General features: G+C 64.3%; 17 protein-coding genes and 1 pseudogene. 7 read left to right on the top strand and 11 right to left on the bottom strand.

Annotated features, from left to right (window positions below):
• Positions 1-197 (top strand): annotated as a pseudogene (locus J6595_RS11835) (IS110 family transposase); the annotation flags it as partial.
• A gap of 147 nt (positions 198-344) precedes the next feature.
• Here J6595_RS11835 and derI read toward each other — a convergent pair.
• The 3 genes from derI to ettA form a co-directional block, all read right to left on the bottom strand.
• Complete coding sequence (derI, locus tag J6595_RS11830) at positions 345-812, bottom strand: D-erythrulose-4-phosphate isomerase (RefSeq protein ID WP_209594747.1); 468 nt, start codon at positions 810-812, stop codon at positions 345-347.
• A gap of 112 nt (positions 813-924) precedes the next feature.
• Entirely contained in the window at positions 925-1278 is a 354-nt protein-coding gene (locus J6595_RS11825; protein WP_245198202.1) for a hypothetical protein, read from the bottom strand.
• Positions 1279-1366: 88 nt separating this feature from the next.
• Positions 1367-3016, bottom strand: a complete 1650-nt coding sequence (gene ettA / locus J6595_RS11820; protein ID WP_209594746.1) for an energy-dependent translational throttle protein EttA — start codon at positions 3014-3016, stop codon at positions 1367-1369.
• Positions 3017-3586: 570 nt separating this feature from the next.
• Here ettA and J6595_RS11815 point away from each other — a divergent pair.
• Positions 3587-4198, top strand: coding sequence for a transglutaminase-like cysteine peptidase (locus J6595_RS11815; RefSeq protein WP_209594745.1), 612 nt, complete (start codon positions 3587-3589; stop codon positions 4196-4198).
• A gap of 284 nt (positions 4199-4482) precedes the next feature.
• Here the strand turns inward: J6595_RS11815 and J6595_RS11810 are convergent, their stop codons facing one another.
• The 3 genes from J6595_RS11810 to J6595_RS11800 all read right to left on the bottom strand — a co-directional run bounded on the left by J6595_RS11810 (position 4483) and on the right by J6595_RS11800 (position 6642).
• Positions 4483-4692: a DUF3126 family protein gene (locus J6595_RS11810; protein ID WP_209594744.1), complete on the bottom strand. Its 210-nt coding sequence runs from the start codon at positions 4690-4692 to the stop codon at positions 4483-4485.
• A 116-nt stretch (positions 4693-4808) separates the two neighbouring features.
• Positions 4809-5630, bottom strand: coding sequence for a serine O-acetyltransferase (cysE, locus tag J6595_RS11805; protein ID WP_209594743.1), 822 nt, complete (start codon positions 5628-5630; stop codon positions 4809-4811).
• A 247-nt stretch (positions 5631-5877) separates the two neighbouring features.
• Entirely contained in the window at positions 5878-6642 is a 765-nt protein-coding gene (locus J6595_RS11800; protein ID WP_209594742.1) for an alpha/beta fold hydrolase, read from the bottom strand.
• 207 nt (positions 6643-6849) lie between these two features.
• Here J6595_RS11800 and J6595_RS11795 point away from each other — a divergent pair, with 207 nt between their 5' ends.
• From J6595_RS11795 to J6595_RS11780, 4 genes are all read left to right on the top strand, one after another.
• A complete protein-coding gene (locus J6595_RS11795) occupies positions 6850-7092 on the top strand; it encodes a zinc-finger domain-containing protein (protein ID WP_209594741.1) in 243 nt (80 codons plus the stop codon).
• A gap of 61 nt (positions 7093-7153) precedes the next feature.
• Positions 7154-8413 carry an FAD-dependent oxidoreductase gene (locus J6595_RS11790; protein ID WP_245198197.1) on the top strand — a complete coding sequence of 420 codons (1260 nt, stop codon included), beginning with the start codon at positions 7154-7156 and terminating at the stop codon, positions 8411-8413.
• 172 nt (positions 8414-8585) lie between these two features.
• Entirely contained in the window at positions 8586-10775 is a 2190-nt protein-coding gene (locus J6595_RS11785) for an OmpA family protein (protein WP_245198196.1), read from the top strand.
• A gap of 128 nt (positions 10776-10903) precedes the next feature.
• Complete coding sequence (locus J6595_RS11780; protein WP_209594740.1) at positions 10904-11650, top strand: SDR family oxidoreductase; 747 nt, start codon at positions 10904-10906, stop codon at positions 11648-11650.
• A gap of 40 nt (positions 11651-11690) precedes the next feature.
• Here J6595_RS11780 and J6595_RS11775 read toward each other — a convergent pair whose 3' ends face one another.
• The 5 genes from J6595_RS11775 to J6595_RS11755 all read right to left on the bottom strand — a co-directional run bounded on the left by J6595_RS11775 (position 11691) and on the right by J6595_RS11755 (position 18114).
• The gene (locus tag J6595_RS11775) at positions 11691-12863 is read right to left on the bottom strand and encodes an AI-2E family transporter (protein ID WP_245198194.1); all 1173 of its coding nucleotides are present in this window, start codon (positions 12861-12863) and stop codon (positions 11691-11693) included.
• A gap of 537 nt (positions 12864-13400) precedes the next feature.
• Positions 13401-14147 carry an amino acid ABC transporter ATP-binding protein gene (locus J6595_RS11770; RefSeq protein WP_209594770.1) on the bottom strand — a complete coding sequence of 249 codons (747 nt, stop codon included), beginning with the start codon at positions 14145-14147 and terminating at the stop codon, positions 13401-13403.
• An 83-nt stretch (positions 14148-14230) separates the two neighbouring features.
• On the bottom strand, positions 14231-15730 hold the full coding sequence (locus tag J6595_RS11765; RefSeq protein ID WP_209594739.1) for an amino acid ABC transporter permease: 1500 nt from the start codon (positions 15728-15730) through the stop codon (positions 14231-14233).
• 13 nt (positions 15731-15743) lie between these two features.
• The gene (locus J6595_RS11760; RefSeq protein WP_209594738.1) at positions 15744-16934 is read right to left on the bottom strand and encodes an amino acid ABC transporter permease; all 1191 of its coding nucleotides are present in this window, start codon (positions 16932-16934) and stop codon (positions 15744-15746) included.
• A gap of 160 nt (positions 16935-17094) precedes the next feature.
• Positions 17095-18114 (bottom strand): amino acid ABC transporter substrate-binding protein, encoded by a 1020-nt coding sequence (locus J6595_RS11755; protein ID WP_209594737.1) that lies wholly within the window; start codon positions 18112-18114, stop codon positions 17095-17097.
• A 220-nt stretch (positions 18115-18334) separates the two neighbouring features.
• On the opposite strand from J6595_RS11755, the gene metC reads away from it, so the two are divergent.
• A complete protein-coding gene (gene metC, locus J6595_RS11750) occupies positions 18335-19516 on the top strand; it encodes a cystathionine beta-lyase (RefSeq protein WP_425342143.1) in 1182 nt (393 codons plus the stop codon).
• The last annotated feature ends 58 nt before the right edge of the window (positions 19517-19574 follow it).

Genomic DNA, 19574 nt, shown 5'->3' with positions numbered 1-19574 from the left:
AGGGGGGAAGGCGCCGGGTGCGCAAAGCTCTCTACATGGCCGCCCTCGGTGCCATTCGCGCAAACACCCGTTTCAAGAGCTTCTTTCAAGCCGTCGCCGAAAGATCGGGATCGAAGAAAGTCGGCATAATCGCCGTCGCCAGAAAGCTTCTCACTGTTCTCAACGCCATGCAGAGAGACAGAAAGGCGTTCGAATGAACACAGTTGCCAGAAACGTTCGACACAACAGAAGCTTAAACGGCGCACTGGATGCTCGGGACGGAGCCCGAGCATGACGAGCGCGATAAAAGCGGACGCCTAGTCTCGGAGTGTCAGGCACTCGATATGCCTGCGCGCGAAAGCCGATCAGACGGCGTCTTGCGAATATTTCCGGTCGAGCGCGTCGATCGCCTCGACATTGGGGGCCGAGGAACTCTGCGGGTCGAAATCGGAAGCCAGATATTTCTCGACGATGGCCTTGGCGAGTTCCGGGCCGATTACCCGCGCGCCCATGGTGATGATCTGGGCGTTGTTGCTCTTGGCCGCGCGCTCGGCGGAATAGGTGTCGTGTGTGAGCGCGGCGCGGATGCCCGGCACCTTGTTGGCCGAGATCGACACGCCGAGGCCGGTGCCGCAGCACAGGATGCCGCGCTCGAACCGCCCTTCGAGAATTGCCACCGCCGCGCGCTCGGTGGTCGCGGCGTAGCGCTCGCCCGCGCTGTCGCCCGAAGGGCTGCAATCCTCGAAGGTGACGTCCGTGCGGGTCCGCAGATAATCCGTGATGGCCTTGACGAGTGGTTGGCCGGCGCTGTCACCGGCGATGACGATCTTCATGAAGCCCTCCCAACTCCCCCCGGCTTGTGGCCGGCCGGCCTTGACGACAGCTGGTTCCGTCAGTCGTCGAGGCCGGTGTTCCAATCGAAAAGAAACGGTGCAGTCGGGCTCCCTACCAGGCGCAGATCTTGGTGACGGTTTCCGGATTGGACCAGCAGGCGGGCTGGTCGCGCTCGCGCACATACATGCCCGACAGGGGCACGTTGCGCCCGGTGCCGTAATCGGCATAGGCAGAGGCAAAGCCGGGCCGCTCGACGATCAGCGCGAAGGTCGGCTTGCCGGGTGCGGAAATTTCAAAACTGCCGGACCCGTCGGTCCCGCGAAAATCGCAAGGGTAATAACCGTCGTCGGTGGTGAAGCAGCGGGCGCTTTTCGCCTCCGCCGGAACCACAGAAATGGCCATGGCACAAAGCGCCATGGCCAATATGCCAGCCACCGCGAACGGTGCTGCGTTGAACTTGCGCATCGAAACCTCCCTGATCTCCCGCAGGCGACACTATCGCGTCCTTCGAGAAAATCAGAGAGGTGCCGACGACAATATCCCGTTACGGCAATCAGCGCGTCAGGCGCTTGTAGGTCGGACGCTTCGGATTGACCGATTCCGGGCCGAGGCGGCGGATCTTGTCCTGCTCGTAATCCTCGAAGTTGCCCTCGAACCATTCGACATGGCTGTCGCCCTCGAAGGCGAGGATGTGCGTGGCGAGCCGGTCGAGGAACATGCGGTCATGGCTGATGACCACGGCGCAGCCGGCATATTCCTCCAGCGCGTCTTCCAGCGCGGTCAAGGTCTCGGTGTCGAGATCGTTGGTCGGCTCATCGAGCAGGATGACGTTGGCGCCGGATTTCAGCATCTTGGCGAGATGCACGCGGTTGCGCTGGCCGCCCGAAAGGGTGCCGACCTTCTGCTGCTGGTTCGGGCCCTTGAAGTTGAAGTTGCCGACATAGGCGCGGCTGTTCATCTCGTATTTGCCGAGCTTCATGATGTCGACGCCGCCCGAGATCTCTTCCCAGACATTGTGGTTGGGGTCGAGATCGTCGCGGCTCTGATCGACATAGCCGAGATCGACGGTCTCGCCGACCTCGATCTTGCCCGAGTCAGGCTTCTCCTGGCCGGTGATCATCTTGAACAGGGTCGACTTGCCGGCGCCGTTCGGGCCGATGATGCCGACGATGCCGCCGGCCGGCAGCTTGAAGGAGAGGTTCTCGATCAGCACGCGGTCGCCGAAGCTCTTGGTCAGGTTCTCGACCTCGATCACCTTGTTGCCGAGGCGCTCGCCGGTCGGGATGACGATCTTGCCGTCGGCGGGCTTTCTGTTCTCGGCCGCCTCGACCAGCTCGTTATAGGCCTTGATGCGGGCCTTCGACTTGGTCTGGCGGGCTTTGGCGCCCTGCTGGATCCACTCGCGCTCGCGGGTGATGGCGCGCATGCGGGCGTCGTCCTCGCGGCCCTCCTGCTGCATGCGCTTCTGCTTCTTCTCCAGATAGACCGAGTAGTTGCCCTCGTAGGGCACGCCATGGCCGCGATCGAGCTCGAGGATCCAGCCGGTAACATTGTCGAGGAAGTAGCGATCATGGGTGACCATCAGCACCGAGCCCTCATACTCGCGCAGGTGCTTTTCCAGCCACAGGATCGTCTCGGCGTCGAGATGGTTGGTCGGCTCGTCGAGGAGGAGGATGTCAGGCTTCGACAGAAGCAGCTTGCAGAGCGCCACGCGGCGGCGCTCGCCGCCGGAGAGCGGCGCGATCTCGGCATCGGCCGGCGGGCAGCGCAGGGCGTCCATCGCCATCTCGACCTGGTTTTCGAGATCCCAGAGGTTCTGGGCGTCGATGATATCCTGGAGCTTCGCCCCCTCCTCAGCCGTCTCGTCGGAGTAGTTCATCATCAGTTCGTTGTAGCGGTCGAGGATCGCCTGCTTGTCGGCGACGCCCTCCATGACGTTCTCGAACACCGTCTTGTCGGGGTTCAGATGCGGCTCCTGCGGCAGATAGCCGACGGTCGCGCCCTCGGCGGCCCAGGCCTCGCCGGTGAACTCGGTATCGACCCCCGCCATGATCTTCAGGAGCGTCGACTTACCGGCGCCGTTCGGCCCGAGGATGCCGATCTTGGCGTCCGGGTAGAAGGAGAGATGGATGTTGTCGAGAACCTTCTTGTTCCCGTAGGCCTTGGAGAGGCCGGACATGTGATAGATGAACTGGCGAGCCATGGGGCGCTGCCCTTTTCCTGTCGTAGACTTTGCGAGAAATTGGGCCGTCTCTAAGCCATATGGGCCGACGGAGCAACGGTGCGTCCGGGCAACGGCGCACGTCAAAATTTTCCCAATTCAGCCGCCGTTAAGCACAAAACCCGGCTCTCGAGGCAAAAACGGCCTGTTTTGACGCCGTTTCGGGCCCCGCATTAACCTTCCTCACCAGAGCCTTTCAGCTCAGCGAGCTCCGCGGCGAGGCGCGAGCCCTCTCATCCGACAGGCCAAATGCCCGTCCGCCGCGTCCGCAGCGAACATCATCCACGTCAGATCCGGTTTTCGCTGCGTGGAAACGACTGGCGCGCAAGGGATACAGACTTCGTTCCCGAGGTCTTAGCGCCGTCAGACGGGCTTAGCGTTCCAGCAAGCTTGCCAGCAGCTTAACAGGGTGGTTCGAATTTTGCGTCCCCTGGAAGAGCAGTTGAAAGTATAGGTCCTGCCACAATCGTTTCGCATTTGAATATAATTGCGGTTCTGCATTTTCGTCCGAAGTAAAACCGGGCTGGCAATGTCTCCCCAACGACGGGGAGAATGACAATGACGAAATTCAGAAAGCACATCGGCCTGGCTCTCGGCCTGATCGGCCTGATGGTCGCCGCATCGCCGGCGCAGGCTGCAGCCTCGTCGCCGATGCCGACGACGGGCTATACCTCGCAGCCAATCGGCCATTACGAGTTCTGCAAGCGCTACGCCTCGACCTGCCAGGCCAACCCGACCAGCGCCGCGCTGAAGCTCACGCCGCAGATCTGGAAGCGCATCGTCGACGTCAATGTCGCCGTCAACACCAACATCTTCCCGCGCACCGACGAGCAGATCTATGGCGTGCCGGAATACTGGGCGTATCCGACCACCCAGGGCGACTGCGAGGATTTCGTGCTGTTGAAGCAGTATATGCTGGAGCGCGAGGGCATCCCGGCTTCGGCGCTTCTGATCACCGTGGTCAAACAGTCGAATGGCGACGGCCACGCCGTTTTGACGCTGCGCACCGATCAGGGCGACTTCGTCCTCGACAATCTCGATAACCAGGTTCTCGCGTGGCAGGCCACCGACTACACCTTCCTGAAGCGCCAGTCCGTGGACAATGCGGGCAAGTGGGTCGGTATCGTCGACGATCGCAACCTCCTGGTCGGCAGCGTTCGCTGACGCAGGAGACGGACCGGGGCCGGCGATGAACCGGCGCTCGTCCCAATGCAGGATCGCTCGGAGCGCCCCGTCCCGCTCCGGGCATACCGGGGGCCGGCCTTCCTTCAAGGAAAAGCCGGCCCCCGGTTCGTTCTGGCCTCAACTCATGGCGTGCGATGATGGACCGTGGCACCGCCGGGCGAGCCGCCAAGGCATGATCGCTGGAACCGATGGCCGGTCCACGACGAGATCACGCGATGTCGGAAACTTTCGGGCGATGCGATCGACCCTGACCGCATTCGGCTTCAGTCGAGGTCGATATCGAGAATCGTCATGGTGAGATGGTAGGACAGCTCACCCTCGTCGGTGTCCTTGTCGATCAGCCCGGCGAATTCGCCGTTGACGTAAAGCTCGGCGGAATCCGCCTTGCGTGGCAAACCGCGCACGGACAGATCGACGCCACTGAAGGTCTTTTTCAGATAGGCTTCGACTTTTCTGATTTCGGCGGGGCTCAATGGCTTCTCCTCGATGATTTGGAGATGCGGTAGCTAGGGTGCCCCCCTGGAAGTTCGAGAGACGGAACAGGCCGCGCCGCCCATCTTTCCCAGAATTTTCACCGCTTTCGATGTGCTCAGTCGGCGCGATCGAAGCTCTGATCCATCTCGCGCGAGGGCTGGTCGCAGCGGGTCTCGCCGATGACCTTGGCGGGAACGCCGGCGACGGTGGTCTGCGGCGGCACTTCTTTCAGCACCACCGAGCCGGCGGCGATCTTCGCGCAATTGCCGACCTTGATGTTGCCCAGCACCTTCGCGCCCGCGCCGATCAGGACGCCGTAGCCGATCTTCGGATGGCGGTCGCCATGCTCCTTGCCGGTGCCGCCGAGGGTAACGTTCTGGAGGATCGACACATTGTCGCCGATCACCGCCGTGAAGCCGACGACGAGGCCGGTCGCGTGATCGAGGAAGATGCCGCGGCCCATCCGGGCGGCGGGATGAATGTCGGTCTGGAACACCGCCGACGAGCGCGACTGCAGATAGAGCGCGAAGTTCTTGCGGCCGTCGTCCCAGAGCCAATGGGCCAGACGATGGGTCTGGATGGCGTGGAAACCCTTGAAATAAAGCAGCGGCTCCAGATAGCGCTCGCAGGCCGGATCGCGGTCGTAGACGGCCTGAATGTCCGTGCGCACGGTCTCGGCAAATGTCGGATCGGCGGCGATCATGTCGTTGAAGGCCTGGGCGATCAGCACCGCCGGCACGTCCGGATGGTCGAGACGCTGGGAAATCCGATGCACCAGCGCCGCTTCGAAGCTCGGCTGGTTGAGGATCGTCGCGTGAATGAAGCTTGCGAGCACCGGCTCGTTCGCCGCGACGGTTGCAGCTTCTGCGCGGATCGCCGCGAAAATCGGGTCGACGGCCTGGATCTTTTCCTGGCTCCTGCTGCCTGCAAAGCTCATGGTGCTCTCCCATGGAACCGAGCGTGACACGCCTTGCTCCAAAGCCGCCCGCTTGTCCTGTTGGCGCATGATATGCATCGAAAGATCAGGTTTGACCGTTCGCGACCATGCTTTTTCGCGCCGACACCGTCCGGCACGTCAGATCCTCGGCGTGATTTAAGCGATGCATGCACCCAGGGAAAGAGTAGCCAGGACCGGCGCCGCTGAATTTGCCGCGAGAATTGCTCAAATCAGATGTGAGCCGATCTCACGCCGACGGCTTCACGAAACCCACGACCGCCTCCTTGAACCGCCTGTCGCCGACCGAAAGCATATGGTCGCGGCCCTCGATGGCCAGGACTTCCGCATTCGGCATCAAGGCGGCGAGAGGCTCGGGCGCGCCGGCGATGTCGTCCTTTGTGCCGACGCCGATGAGGACAGGCTGGGAGATCCGGCCGACCTCGTCTTCGGCAAGTTCGTCGCGCGACGTTTCGATGCAGGCCGCCAGCGCCAGCCGGTCGCTCTTCGTCTTGTCGGCAAATGCCCGGAACATCCGGCCGCGCGCATGGCTGACATCGTCCAGCGAGGGCGCGCGCAGCGCTTCGGCGATCGGGTCCCAGTCGCCGGTCCCGGTCACGAGGGCGATGCCGAGGCCGCCGAAGACCAGACGCTCGACCCGCTCCGGCTCTGCGAGCGCGGCAAAGGCCGAAACGCGCGCGCCCATGGAATAGCCGAAAAAGGTCGCGGCGGCGATGTCGAGATGATCGAGAAGGGCGAAACAGTCCGACGCCATCTTCTGTGGCGTATAGGCCGCGGGGTCCTTCGGCTTGTCGCTCTGGCCGTGACCGCGATGATCGAAGGCGACGACGCGAAGCCCGGCCATGGTCAAGGTCTCCACCCAGCCGGTGTCGATCCAGTTCACCCGCATCGACGAGGCGAAGCCATGAACGAGAAGCACCGCGGGACGGGCGGGGTCGCCCTCGTCCAGAAAGGCGAGGTGCAGCCCGTCATTGGTGAACTGTCCGGTCGTCATGGCGGGGCTTCCTTGCTCGTGGCGTGTTTGCGTCTCTTGACGTCGATAGCGCGCGAGGCCTCAGCTGACACCCCCTGTTCTTTCGCGGATCGGCGCATTATGGTCCGGCCGCATCATATGGGCCGATTCCGGCAGACCCCGTGAATGGGGCTTCGCGTGCCGGTCCCGATCCATCAGGCAGGACGTTTTTGAAGGTTTCAAGCAGTCATGGCCGGTCATCCGATTCCGCATTTTTCCAACGACGCCGGACACGCCACGATCACCGTCGGCGTGAAGGAGTTCATGTGCTGCGGCGCCAATCCGCCCCATGACCACCCCCATGTCTTCCTCGACATGGGCGACGAGGCCGAGATCGTCTGCAGCTATTGCTCGACGCTGTATCGCTACGACGCATCCTTGAAGATCAGCGAGACCAAGCCGGAAGGCTGCTTCTTCGACGAGGCCGCCTGAGCCTGACCTGCCGGCTGCCGGGCGCGCCTTTTGCGGACCGGGCGGCCGGGACCTCGATACCATGACGGCAACGCAAGCGCCCCCTATCGCCCAAGCGCCCCGCATCGCAATCATCGGCGCCGGCATTGCCGGGCTGACGACTGCGCTTTGCCTTGCGCGCATCGGCCTTTCACCGGTGCTCTTCGAGCGCGCCGAAACGCTCGATGAGGTCGGCGCCGGGCTGCAGCTCTCGCCGAATGCGCTTTCGGTCATGGCGGAACTCGGCCTTTTGCCGGCCCTGCGCCGTGTCGCCGTCGAGGCCGGCCATGTCGAGCTTCGCGATCTGCGCAGCGGCCGCCGGATCGCAGCGGTGCCGGTGCGCTCCGGAGATGGCACGCCCTATTTTTCGATCCATCGCGCCGATCTCCAGGCGGTGCTTCTCGCCGCGGTGCGGGACGAGCCGTCGATAACGCTGAGGCTCGGCGCCGAACTCGCCGGGCTCGAGGCCGTGGGCGGCATGGTCGCGCTGTCGCTGCGCGGCGAGGATCGGCCGCAGCATTTCGCGCTTGCGATCGGCGCCGACGGCGTCCGTTCGGCGATGGCCGGTTATCTTCAGCTTTCGCCGCCGCAGGCGGCAGGAACGACGGCCTGGCGCAGCACCATCTCCGTCGACGAGACGGGGAACATGGCAACTGCGGCGGCCTTGAGCGGAAACGACGGTACGGACGGCGGGCCGGGTGCCGTCGTCGGCGCCTGGCTCGGAACCCGCCACCATGCCGTCGCCTATCCGATCCGCGCCGGCCGGGCGGTCAATCTCGTCCTCGTGACGAAGGACAGCGAAAGCGGCGATCCGGCGAGCGTCACGTCGCTCTTCGAAAGCCGCGACCGGCGGCTTTCAGCGCTGATCGGGGCGGCTCCAACCCCGACCGGCTGGCCGCTCCTTGCGACGCCCGCCGACCGGCCCTTCGTTCACGCCGGCGGCCGCATCGTCCTCGTCGGGGACGCGGCTCATGCCATGGAGCCTTATGCCGCCCAGGGCGCGGCAATGGCGATCGAGGACGCCGCCGTCCTCGCAAGAGCTCTCGGCGACGTCGGCGGTGCCGCGATCGAGGCCGGGCGGATCGAGGCGGCGGCGCGGCGCTATGAAGCCGAACGCCGGCCCCGCATCGCGCAGGTCCGCAAGCGGGTGAGCTTTCACCGCTTCGTGTACCACCTCCCCCCGCCGCTCGCATTCGGGCGCGACGCGGTTCTGAAGCTGCGGCCGAGCGACGCATTAAGAGCCGATCTCGCCTGGCTCTACGACTGGCGCGCGCCGAAACTGGGGCCCCCGCCGGCAGGCTGATCGACAGCGATTTGGTCTTTTGCGGGAACGCCGCCGGCCTCCTCGCCGTTTCTGCCGCACCTCGCCCGCGTCCGAACCCGCGCGCCAGACTCCGCGAGGCTGTGCCTCGGGACCCGCGCCACCGGAACACGGGAAGGACCTGCAAGGGACGAAACGCGAAGGTCTAACTGAAATGTCGAATTTGAAACGTGGCGGCAAGCTGATCGGGATTGCCGCCCTCGCCGCGTCAACGGCCCTCACCGGCCCGATGAACGCGTCGGCCTCCGCCGCGCCTGTGACGCGCATCGCCTTCAATACATTCGACGCCGCGTCCGGTTCCGCCGGACCCCGCGACGGCGAGTTCCTGCAGCTTGCCCAGGCCGATGCAGCGCCTGGAGAAGATGCGCCGGAACAGCTCAAGAAGAAGCGTCGCAACGAAAAGGCGGAGAAGCAGCAAAGGGGCGAGCCGGGCGGCGAGCGCGCCGAGCGTCGCGAGGCGCCCGAGGCACGCGACAAGTCCGCGGCAAAGGATGGCGGCGAGGCCGCTCCTCAAAAACGCCAGGGCAAGGAAAAGGCCGAGCAGGCCGCGGCTCCCGACGAAGCGCCAGCGGCCGATCAGGCCGGCCGCGACGAGGCGCCCCGTAACGCCAGGAAGGCCGACCGTGCGCCCGGAAAGAGCGATCGGACCGCAGAACCCGCGGCGCAGGATCGCGGCGCAGAGGACGGCGCACCCCGCCGCAAGGGCGAGAAGTCGCAGAAGAATGCCGACAAACGCCAGGCGAAGCCGGCGGACGCAGAGGGTTCCGCCAATGTGACGCCGCAAGCCCGCCCTGCCAACGAGCCCGTCCCCGAAGAAAAGCCCGGCCGCGCCGAGCCGGACAAGCCGGTGCCGGCGACGGCGCCGAAGTCCGACGAAGCGCCGGCCGCCGGTGGCAACGAAGCACGCGATGCCGGAAAGCCCGGTGCCGAACCGGACGCGGTGGCCCAGCCCGCCGAAAACCCGAGCGATGCCCCCGCACCGCGCCGCAGGGGCGAGGCCAACGCCAATGATGCCGGCGAGACCAGCGGCAATGACGGGCAGGCCCGCGAGCAGCGGAACGAGGCGACCGCGCCCGGCGAGCAGCGCCAGCGCCCGCGCGGCGATGAGAACGCCGCAGGCCAGCCGAACGGCGCGGCCGGTCAGGCGGACAACCGGCGCGGTTCCCAGAACCCCCAGAACCCGCCGGCCGAACAGCCGCAGCCGGTTCCGGCGGCAACGCAGGACCAGCCCGTCGAGCCAGGCCGGATCAACGCCAGCGACGCGCGGGTGCAGAAGCTGCAACAGCCGGTCGAGGTGACGCCGATCACGCAGGAAAAGGGCGAACGCATCGAGCCGCCGGCCGGCGCCAGGGAACAGGGCAACGGCCGCGACAGGAACGGGAGAGAGGCCCGCGACCGCCGCGACGGCGACCGGTTCGATCCCGCGCGCGGCGAACTTCCGCCGGGCGTCAAGGTGGTCAAGCGCGAGGGCGATCGCGACATCCTGACGATCGTCGGCGCCGCCGCGGCGGGCGCCGTCGCAGGGGCTGCGGCCTCCTATTTCATCAAGAGCGACAATGACAGCCGGGTCGCAGTCGATTCCCGCAACACCTATTACGACCGCCTGCCCCGCGGCGAGGTCCGTCAGACCATCGTGCGCGACAACGGCGTTCAGGTGGTGACGATCACCAACCGCTATGGCGAGATCATCCGCCGCTCGCGCATCATGCCGGACGGCCGCGAGGTCGTTCTGTTCTACGATCCCTATTCGGGCGACGAAGCCCGGCCGACCTACGAACTCGACCCGGGCCGCGATTTGCCGCCGCTTCGCATCGACATCCCGGAGAACGAGTACATCGTCGACGTCTCGCGGCCGGACGAGAAGCTCTACTACGCCACGCTGATCGCACCGCCCGTCGAGACCGTGAACCGGATCTATTCGGTGGACGAGGTCGTCCGCTCCGAGCGCATTCGTGACAAGGTGAGGCGGATCGATCTCAACACGATCAACTTCGACTTCGGCTCCGATGCGATCGGCCAGAACCAGGTCGGCAACCTCAAGGCGCTCGGAGAGGCGATCAACGAGGTGATCGACAAGAACCCCGGCGAGACCTTCCTGATCGAGGGCCATACCGATGCCGTCGGCAGCCAGCTCGCCAATCTGGCGCTTTCCGATCGCCGCGCCGAGGCGGTCGCCTCCGCCCTGACGCAGTATTTCGACGTTCCGCCGGAAAACCTCGTCACCCAGGGCTACGGCGAAGAGGATCTGAAGGTGGACACCCAGGATCCCAACCGGGAGAACCGCCGCGTCACCGTCAGGCGGATCACGCCGCTGGTGAAGCCGGTCGAATCGGCCCGGAACTGACCGTTTGAAACCCAGAGGCGGCGCTGCGAGCCGATCTCGCGGCGCCGCTTTTCGTAACAGACCAGGAGCTTGACGGGCCGGCGCTCCTATGGAGAGGCCGGCCTGCCACGTCAGGAAGGAGCCCCACGATGAGCCTCAGAAACAGTGTCACCATCGTCACCGGCGCCGCCTCCGGGATAGGCCGCGCCATCACGCAACGCCTGCTCGCCGACGGCGGCAAGGTTGCAGCGATGGATGAAGACACGGCCGGCCTGGAACAGCTCTCACGGGAGATGGCGGCTGCGGCCGAAAGCGGGGCGCTCGCGACGATGAGCGGCGACGTCGCCTCGCAGGACGACACCGCCGCGGCGGTCGAAAGGACGTGCGAAACCTTCGGCCGGCTCGACGCGATCGTCTGCAATGCCGGTATCATGAAGCGCGTTCCGGCTGATGATCTATCCTACGAGGACTGGCACCGCGTCCTCGACGTCAATCTCTCCCAGAGTTTTCTCTTCGCCAAGCACGGTGGGCCCGAGCTGAGGAAAAGCGGCGGCGCCATGCTCTTGATCTCCTCCAGCCGGGCCTTCATGTCGGAGGCCGACACCGAATCCTATTCGGCGACCAAGGGCGGGCTCTTCGCGCTCGCTCATTCGCTGGCCGTCAGCCTCTCGCCGCAGGTCCGCGTCAATGCGCTCGCGCCGGGCTGGATCAATGTTTCGGGCGAGGAGCTGAGGGCCGTCGATCACGAGCAGCATCTCGTCGGCCGGGTCGGCGTTCCCGCCGACATCGGTCATGCCGCAGCCTTTCTCCTCGATGGCGAGAAAGCCGGCTTTATCACCGGCCAGACGCTGGTCGTCGATGGCGGCATGACCCGCAAGATGATCTACGCCCACTGAGAAAGCAGCCGCTCTTCAAGCGGGGCAAGCCGACCAGCTGTCAGTCGTCGTCGTCATCGTCCTGCCGGGTCTGCTCGGCCGACAGGAAGTCGCCGAGCGCGGTCAACGGCTCGATGTAGCTGGCAAACACCTTGATGCAGACCATCAGCGGCACCGCGAGGAACATGCCGACGACGCCCCAGATCCAGCCCCAGAAGGCGACCGCGAGAAAGATTGCGGCGGCATTCATTTCCAGGCGTCGGCCGACGATCATCGGCGTCAGGAACTGGCCCTCGACCGTCGTGCATGCGAGATAAAGCAGGACGGGTACGGCAGCGCTCGCCAGATGGCCGTATTCGGCAAGAGCGATGACGCCGACAAGCGCCATACCCATGATCGAGCCGATATAGGGAATGAAATTGAGGAGCGTCGCCAGAGCGCCGAAGACGATCGGTGTCGGCATGCCGACCCACCACAGGCAGGTGCCGACCGCGATGCCGAGGCAGATATTGATCAGCGTGATGGTGAAAAGGTAGCGCGAAAGCTCACGTTCGATGTCGTGGGCGATGTGCAGCGCCCGCTTCTTGTCCGACAAGGTCGGCATGGCCCGCACGAGCTTCTGGTAGAAAAGGTCGCCCGAGGCGAGAAGAAAATACAGAAAAATCAGAGAGAAGGCGATCGACGCGAGGATTTGCGGCGCCGTCTGGGTGACATTGTCGAGGAGCCCCGGATTTTTGACGACGACCTCTCTGGGAGCATCCTCGGTCGCACTGGGCGGATCGTCCGTCGCTTTGCGCACTTCTTCCTGCGCGGCCTGGAACCGATCCAGCCGATCGCGGATCGACCGCATCTCATTGTCCACGGCAGCGGCATATCGGGGCGCGTCGTTGACGAGATTGGTGATCGGATCACTCAGCATGTAGAAGCCGAGCGTCAGGGTGAGCAGCGAACCGACCACCAGAACGAGGGCTGACAGCGGCTCCCAGATCTTCAGGCGGCGCCGCAGAAACCTGACGATCGGGCTCATCACCAGCGCGAAAAGAAGCGCCAGAATGACCGGCAGCAAAAAGCTTGCCGTCAGATAGAGCGCCCCGAAGAACAGGATGAAGAATATGCCGATGACGGCCCAGCGCGGGCCGCTTTCGAAGGTTTGCGTGTTGACGAGGCCGATTGTCGGGGAGATCGTCGTGGAGCGCTGTTCGCTCCGTCGGCTGGCTTCTTTTTCCGACGACAAGTCATCCCCCGGATCTCAAACGTCGCTGATAAACGGCTGATGATGTTCAAGGTTCCGCGAGCGGGCCGTGAGGTTCGGTTGCCAAGCCCAAAAGCCCGCCCCGGTTGCGATGCACGTTCCGATCGCCCCCCGAGCGCCGCAAAGCACAAGCCTAAAGGGCGGCAAGTCCAGCAGGTCTGACGCGCGAGGGGAGATCATGCCTGACCTTGGATGCCGCCTCCAGCGCCTCCAGCCGCCTCTCCGCCGTTCCGATCTTCGTCACCAGGAGCAAGCCCGACAGCTCCTGCGAGGGTTCGCACCGGCCGCTGACCGCCGAGCCGGCGGTTGGCTGAGTGGCGCAATGAGGGGTGGCCTGATGGTTTTAGTGCGGCTCACAGCCTGCCCGCCTGAGCCTTTCTCGAAGGGCGAGCATCTCCCCACAAGGGAGAGATCGGACCGCTTCCGGGCGCGCCGCCGCCTTTGGTTCAAAGGTGACGCGAAACGGAAGCTCCGATCAGCGTCGATGATCGATCCCCTCTTTGCGGGGAGATGCCGGCGTCAGTGCAGGATCTGCGAGAGGAACAGCTTGGTGCGCTCGTGCTGCGGATCGGTGAAGAAGGCATGGGGCTCGTTCTGCTCGACGATCTGGCCGGCATCCATGAAGATCACCCGGTTCGCCACCTGGCGGGCGAAGCCCATCTCGTGGGTGACGCAGAGCATCGTCATGCCCTCCTCGGCGAGGCCGACCATGACGTCGAGCACTTCCTTGATCATTTCCGGATCGAGCGCCGAGGTCGGCTCGTCGAAGAGCATCACCTTGGGGTTCATGCAGAGCGAGCGGGCGATCGCCACGCGCTGCTGCTGACCGCCGGAGAGCTGGCCGGGATATTTGTTCGCCTGCTCGGGGATCTTGACCCGCGACAGATAGTGCATGGCGATCTCCTCGGCCTTCTTCTTGGGCATCTTGCGAACCCAGATCGGCGCGAGGGTGCAGTTCTCGAGGATGGTGAGGTGCGGGAAGAGATTGAAGTGCTGGAACACCATGCCGACCTCGCGGCGCACCTCGTCGATCTTCTTCAGATCGTTGGTCAGCTCGATGCCGTCGACGACGATCTTGCCCTTCTGGTGATCCTCCAGCCGGTTGATGCAGCGGATGGTCGTCGACTTGCCAGAGCCCGAAGGACCGCAGATGACGATCCGCTCGCCGCGATGGACGGTGAGGTTGATGTCGCGCAACACGTGGAACTCGCCGAACCACTTGTTGACGCCGATCATCTCGACGGCAATCTCGTCGGAGATCTCCATTTTCTTCGGCTTTTCCGATTGCGCCGCGTCTTTCGGTGCAGCTTCGCTCTGGAGGCTCATGTCAGGAATTCCTTATGGAAGCTTCAGCTCTTGTGGCCGGTATCGAGGCGGCGTTCCGTATAGATCGAGTAGCGTGACATCGAAAAACAGAACAGCCAGTAGATGAAGGCGGCGAAGATCAGCCCCGTCGCCGGCGTTGAGGGCGTGATCCAGTTCGGATCGTTGAAGCCGCGCCGCACCGTGCCGAGAAGATCGGCAAGACCGATGATGTAGACGAGGCTGGTGTCCTTGAAGAGACCGATGAAGGTGTTGACGATGCCGGGGATCACCAGCTTCAGCGCCTGCGGCAGGATGATCATCCGCATCTTCTGCCAGTAGGTCAGCGCCATGGCGTCGGCGCCCTCGTACTGCCCCTTGGGGATCGCCTGCAGGCCGCCGCGGATCACCTCGGCCATGTAGGCGGCCGAGAACAGGGCGACGCCGACACAGGCCCTGAGCAGCTGGTTGAAGGTCACGCCCTCGGGCATGAACAGTGGCAGCATGAAGTTCGCCATGAACAACACGGTGATCAGCGGCACGCCACGCCAGAACTCGATGAAGATCACGGACAGCAGCTTCACCGCCGGCATGTCCGAGCGCCGCCCGAGGGCCAGCAGAACGCCGAGCGGCAGCGACGCCGCGATGCCCGACAGCGCGACGACGAGGGTCAGCATCAACCCGCCCCAAAGATTGGTCGGGACATGGGAGAGGCCGAAATTCGTCGTCATCAGGAAGACGAAGAGGATGACGGCGATCGCCGGATAGAACATCCGCGCGACGTTTCCCTCGCCACGCCTTGCCATGAAGCCGGCGTAGAGCACCGCACCGAGCGCCACCAGCGCAGCAAGGAGCGAGACCAGCGATAGCGCCGAGAAGCGGAAGTCGAGAAACACGACGGTGCGCGCATCGACCAGCCCCGCGACGAGAATCGACAGGAGCGACAGCGCGGCCGCGCCGATGGCGATCTTCACCGGCAGGCTGTGGGAACCCACCTGCGGCTCGGAAGAGACGTCGGCGATGGTGAAGCCCGCGGCGATCAGGAACAGAAACGCCAGCATGCCGCCGGAAAAGGAGAACTGTCCGCCGGTCAGAAGCACGAGCGTGACGACCGGAAAGACGCCGAAGAGCAGAACCGCATTCAGCCGCTTGTAGGGCACCTTGGGGATCGCCAGCCCGGCGACGAGAAGCGCCAGCATGACGAACAGCACATCGACCCGCCAGCGATCGTCGAACGGATAGACCCCGTAGACGAACTGCCCGAACTTCGCCTTGACGAACGCCCAGCAGGCGCCGCCGTGACCACCGCCCTCGACGAGGCAGGCCTCGCGATCGGAGCCGGTGAAGACGGCGTCGATGACGGCCCACTGGAAAATGCCCCACACGCCCCAGACGACCACGATACCCGCGGCGATCGACAGCACGATATCGACCGGCGTCGCAAAGAGGTTGCGACGCACGATGCCGAGGGGGCCGACCTCGCTCTCGGGAGGCGGCAGCGCCGCCTTCTGTTCCTTCGAGACGAACCGGAAAACCTGTTCTTCCATTTTTCCGTTCCCCTCAGCGCTCGACCAGAGCCATTTTCGAATTGAACCAGTTCATGAAGGCCGAGACCGACAGGCTGATCGTCAGATAGACCGCCATCCAGATACAGACGACCTCGATCGACTGGCCGGACTGGTTGAGGACCGTCGAGCCGACGGCCACGAGTTCGGGATAGCCGACGGCAAGGCCGAGCGAGGAGTTTTTCGTGAGATTCAGATACTGGCTGGTCAGCGGCGGGATGATCACCCGGAAGGCCTGCGGCACGACGACGAGACGCAGGGCCTGCCCTCGTGTCAGGCCGAGGGCCGAGGCCGCCTCGTTCTGCCCCTTTGACACCGACATGATGCCGGCCCGGACGATCTCGGCGATGAAGGCGCCGGTATAGATCGACAGGGCCAGCCACAGCGAGATGAATTCCGGCCGGATCTGGATGCCGCCCGCCAGATTGAAGCGGTTGGCGGTCGGAAACTCCATCGTCGCGGGCAGGCCGGTGACGAGAAAGGCGATGATCGGCAGGCCAACGATCAGCGCCACCGCGGTCCATAAAAGCGGCTTGCGCTCGCCGGTGGCCAGCTGATGAGCCTTGTTGCGGCGGGCGATGATCACCGTGGCGACGATGCCGACGACGAAGGCGACGAGCGATGCCCAGGCCAGGAAGCCGAAAATCACCGCCGGCACCTGCAGACCGCGATTGGTGAGATAGACGCCGAAGGCGTTTTCCTCCAGCCCGCGGGGGCCGCCCAGCACCGAGAGAACGCCGAAATACCAGAACAGGATGACCAGCAGCGGCGGAATGTTGCGGAAGGTCTCGACATAGACCGTCGAGAGCAGTCGGATCAGGAAATTGCCCGACAGCCGGCCTATCCCGACGATGAAGCCGAGGATCGTCGCCAGCGCGATGCCGGCGCCCGAGATGATCAGCGTGTTGAGGATGCCGATGACGATCGCCTCGCCATAGGTCTCGTTCGACGTATAGGCGATCGGCGTGATCGCGATGTCGAATCCGGCGCGCGACCACAGGAAGCCGAAGCCGGACGCGATGTTCGCCTCGGCGAGGTTGCGCGCGGTGTTGGAGACGATCCACCAGACGAAGACGACCAGGGCAACGATCAGCGTCACCTGGATGACGATGCTTCGCACCGTCGGATTGTTCAGAACCGACGCCCAGGACGAAGATCGCGGGGCCGGATGTGTTTCGGCGCTCATGGCGACGAACTCCTATGGCGCGGAAGGCAGAGTATACGCCGTCCATGAGGCACGCACCAAACAGCGCGCGCCTTGCGCAGACGACCCAAGGCCTGACGGTTTCGTGATCCTGAAAGACAGATCGGGCGCCCCGCGAACGGGACGCCCGACGATTGTCAGATCAGCGGATCGGCATGCCGTACTGGATGCCGCCCTTGGTCCACAGGGCGTTCTGGCCGCGCTGGATCTTCAGCGGCGTATCGACGCCGATGTTGCGCTCGAAGATCTCGCCGTAATTGCCGACGGCCTTGATGATGTTGACCACCCAGTCCTTGGACAGGCCGATCGAAGCACCGAAATCCTTGTCCTCCCCGAGGAGACGGCGGATTTCCGGATTGTCGGACTTCATCATGTCCTCGACATTGGCCTGGGTGACACCCAGCTCTTCCGCGTCGAGGAGAGCGAAATGCGTCCACTTGACGATATTGAACCACTGGTCGTCGCCCTGGCGCACGGCGGGTCCGAGCGGCTCCTTGGAGATGATCTCGGGCAGGATGACGTTGTCGTCGGGGTTCTTCAGCTCGAGGCGCGAGGCCGCAAGACCGGAAGCGTCCGTCGTCAGAACGTCGCAGCGGCCGGAATCATAGGCCGAGTTCACGTCCGACTGCGCCTCGATGACGACCGGATTGTAGTCCATCTTGTTGGTGCGGAAGTAGTCGGCGAGGTTCAGCTCGGTGGTGGTGCCGGACTGGACGCAGACGGTCGCGCCGGACAGTTCGAGCGCGGAGTTCACGCCGAGCTCCTTCTTCACCATGAAGCCCTGGCCGTCATAGTAGTTGACGCCGGCGAAGGCGAGGCCGAGCGTGGTGTCGCGGTCCATCGTCCAGGTGGTGTTGCGGGCCAGCATGTCGATTTCGTTGTTCTGCAGCGCCGGGAAGCGCTGAACGGCCGACAGCGGCGAGTACTGGACCTTCGAGGGATCACCGAAGACGGCGGCGGCGACGGCCTTGCAGTAATCGACGTCGAGACCCTGCCATTCGCCCTGGTCGTTCTGGGATGCAAAGCCCGGCAGGCCAGTGTTCACGCCGCATCTGAGCGCGCCGCGTTCCTTGACGGTGTCGAGCGTCTGCGCCGAAGCAGCGCCGCCGGCGAGCCCCGCGATCGTCAGGCCGAGCGCGGCGGTCAGGAGCTTGGATTTCATCAGGATGCCTTCCCATTTGGGTTATCGTTTGTATCTTTGGCCGCGCCTCTGTCATTGCGGCGCAGCACCGGTGGCGCCGCTCGATCTCTCGGGCACCTCCGCCAACCGCCGCAATTCCATGACAAATTTTTAATCAGGTCAAGCTGTCGTGTTTTTCTTTCCCACGACAGACTGGCAAAAGCATCGAAGCTGCAGACGGAATAGTCAGAAGGACAAACAGTTGACCACCGACCGCTCAAAAACTCGGCAAACTGGCCCTAATACACTGCTGGCGCACGGCCCTTACGATCCCCGATCCATGCATGGTTTCGTCAATCCGCCGGTCGTCCACGCTTCGACCGTGCTGTTCGAGTCGACCGATGCAATGAAGAAGCGCAAGTCGCTTCCTTATACTTATGGACTACGCGGGACACCCACGACGAAGGTGCTGGAAGACGCGCTGAGCGAACTGGAGGGGGCGCACGACACGATTCTGGTGCCCTCGGGCCTCGCCGCCATCTCGATTCCCCTTCTCGCCTTTCTCGGTGCCGGAGACCACTGCCTGATCGTGGATTCGGTCTATTCCCCCACCCGCCAGTTCGCCCACGGCACGCTCGAGCGGATGGGCGTTACCGTCGAATATTTCGATCCGCACGTGGGGGCCGGCATCGCCGATCTCATGAAACCGAACACCAAGGTCGTGTTCCTGGAGGCGCCCGGCTCCAACACCTTCGAGATGATGGACGTTCGGGCCGTCTGCGACGCCGCCCATGCCGGGGGCGCGGTCACCATGCTCGACAACACCTGGGCGACACCGCTGTTTTTCCGGCCGCTCGACCACGGCGTCGATCTCTCGATCCACGCCTTGACCAAATATCCCGGCGGCCATTCCGACGTGATGATGGGATCGGTTTCCGCCAACGAGGCGACCTTTGGACAGCTTCGCGAGACGCAGCTGCAGATCGGCGTCAACGCGGCGCCGGACGACACCTATCTCGTTCTCAGGGGCCTCAAGACGATGGGCGTCCGGCTGGAGCGGCATCAGGCCTCGGCGCTGGAGCTGGCGTCATGGCTGGAAGCTCGCGACGACGTCGCCGAGGTTCGTCATCCGGCGCTCGCCTCCTTCTTTGATCATGAGCTCTACGCGCGGCAGTTTTCCGGCTCGTCGGGGCTCTTCTCCTTCCTCCTGTCAGGCGGCTTCGAGCGCGCGGCGGCCTTCCTCGACGCGCTGGAGATCATCGGCCTCGGCTATTCCTGGGGCGGCCATGAGAGCCTCGCAGTCGCGGCGGACCTGTCCGATCGCACCATCGCCAAGGGGCCGGCGGACGGCACCTTCATCCGCCTGCAGGTCGGGCTCGAGGACGTCGCCGATCTCAAGGCCGACCTCGAACGGGGTTTTGCAGCCCTGAGCCAGCTCGGGTGAGGACGCTGCGGGGCGCGGCCATCCGGCCGCCCATCACGCCATGGTTAGGCCCCATTGC

This window comes from Jiella mangrovi (assembly GCF_017815135.1).
Classification (GTDB): Bacteria; Pseudomonadota; Alphaproteobacteria; order Rhizobiales; family Rhizobiaceae; genus Jiella; species Jiella mangrovi.
Note: the sequence above shows the minus strand (reverse complement) of the source record. Positions and strands in the feature narration are given on the sequence as shown.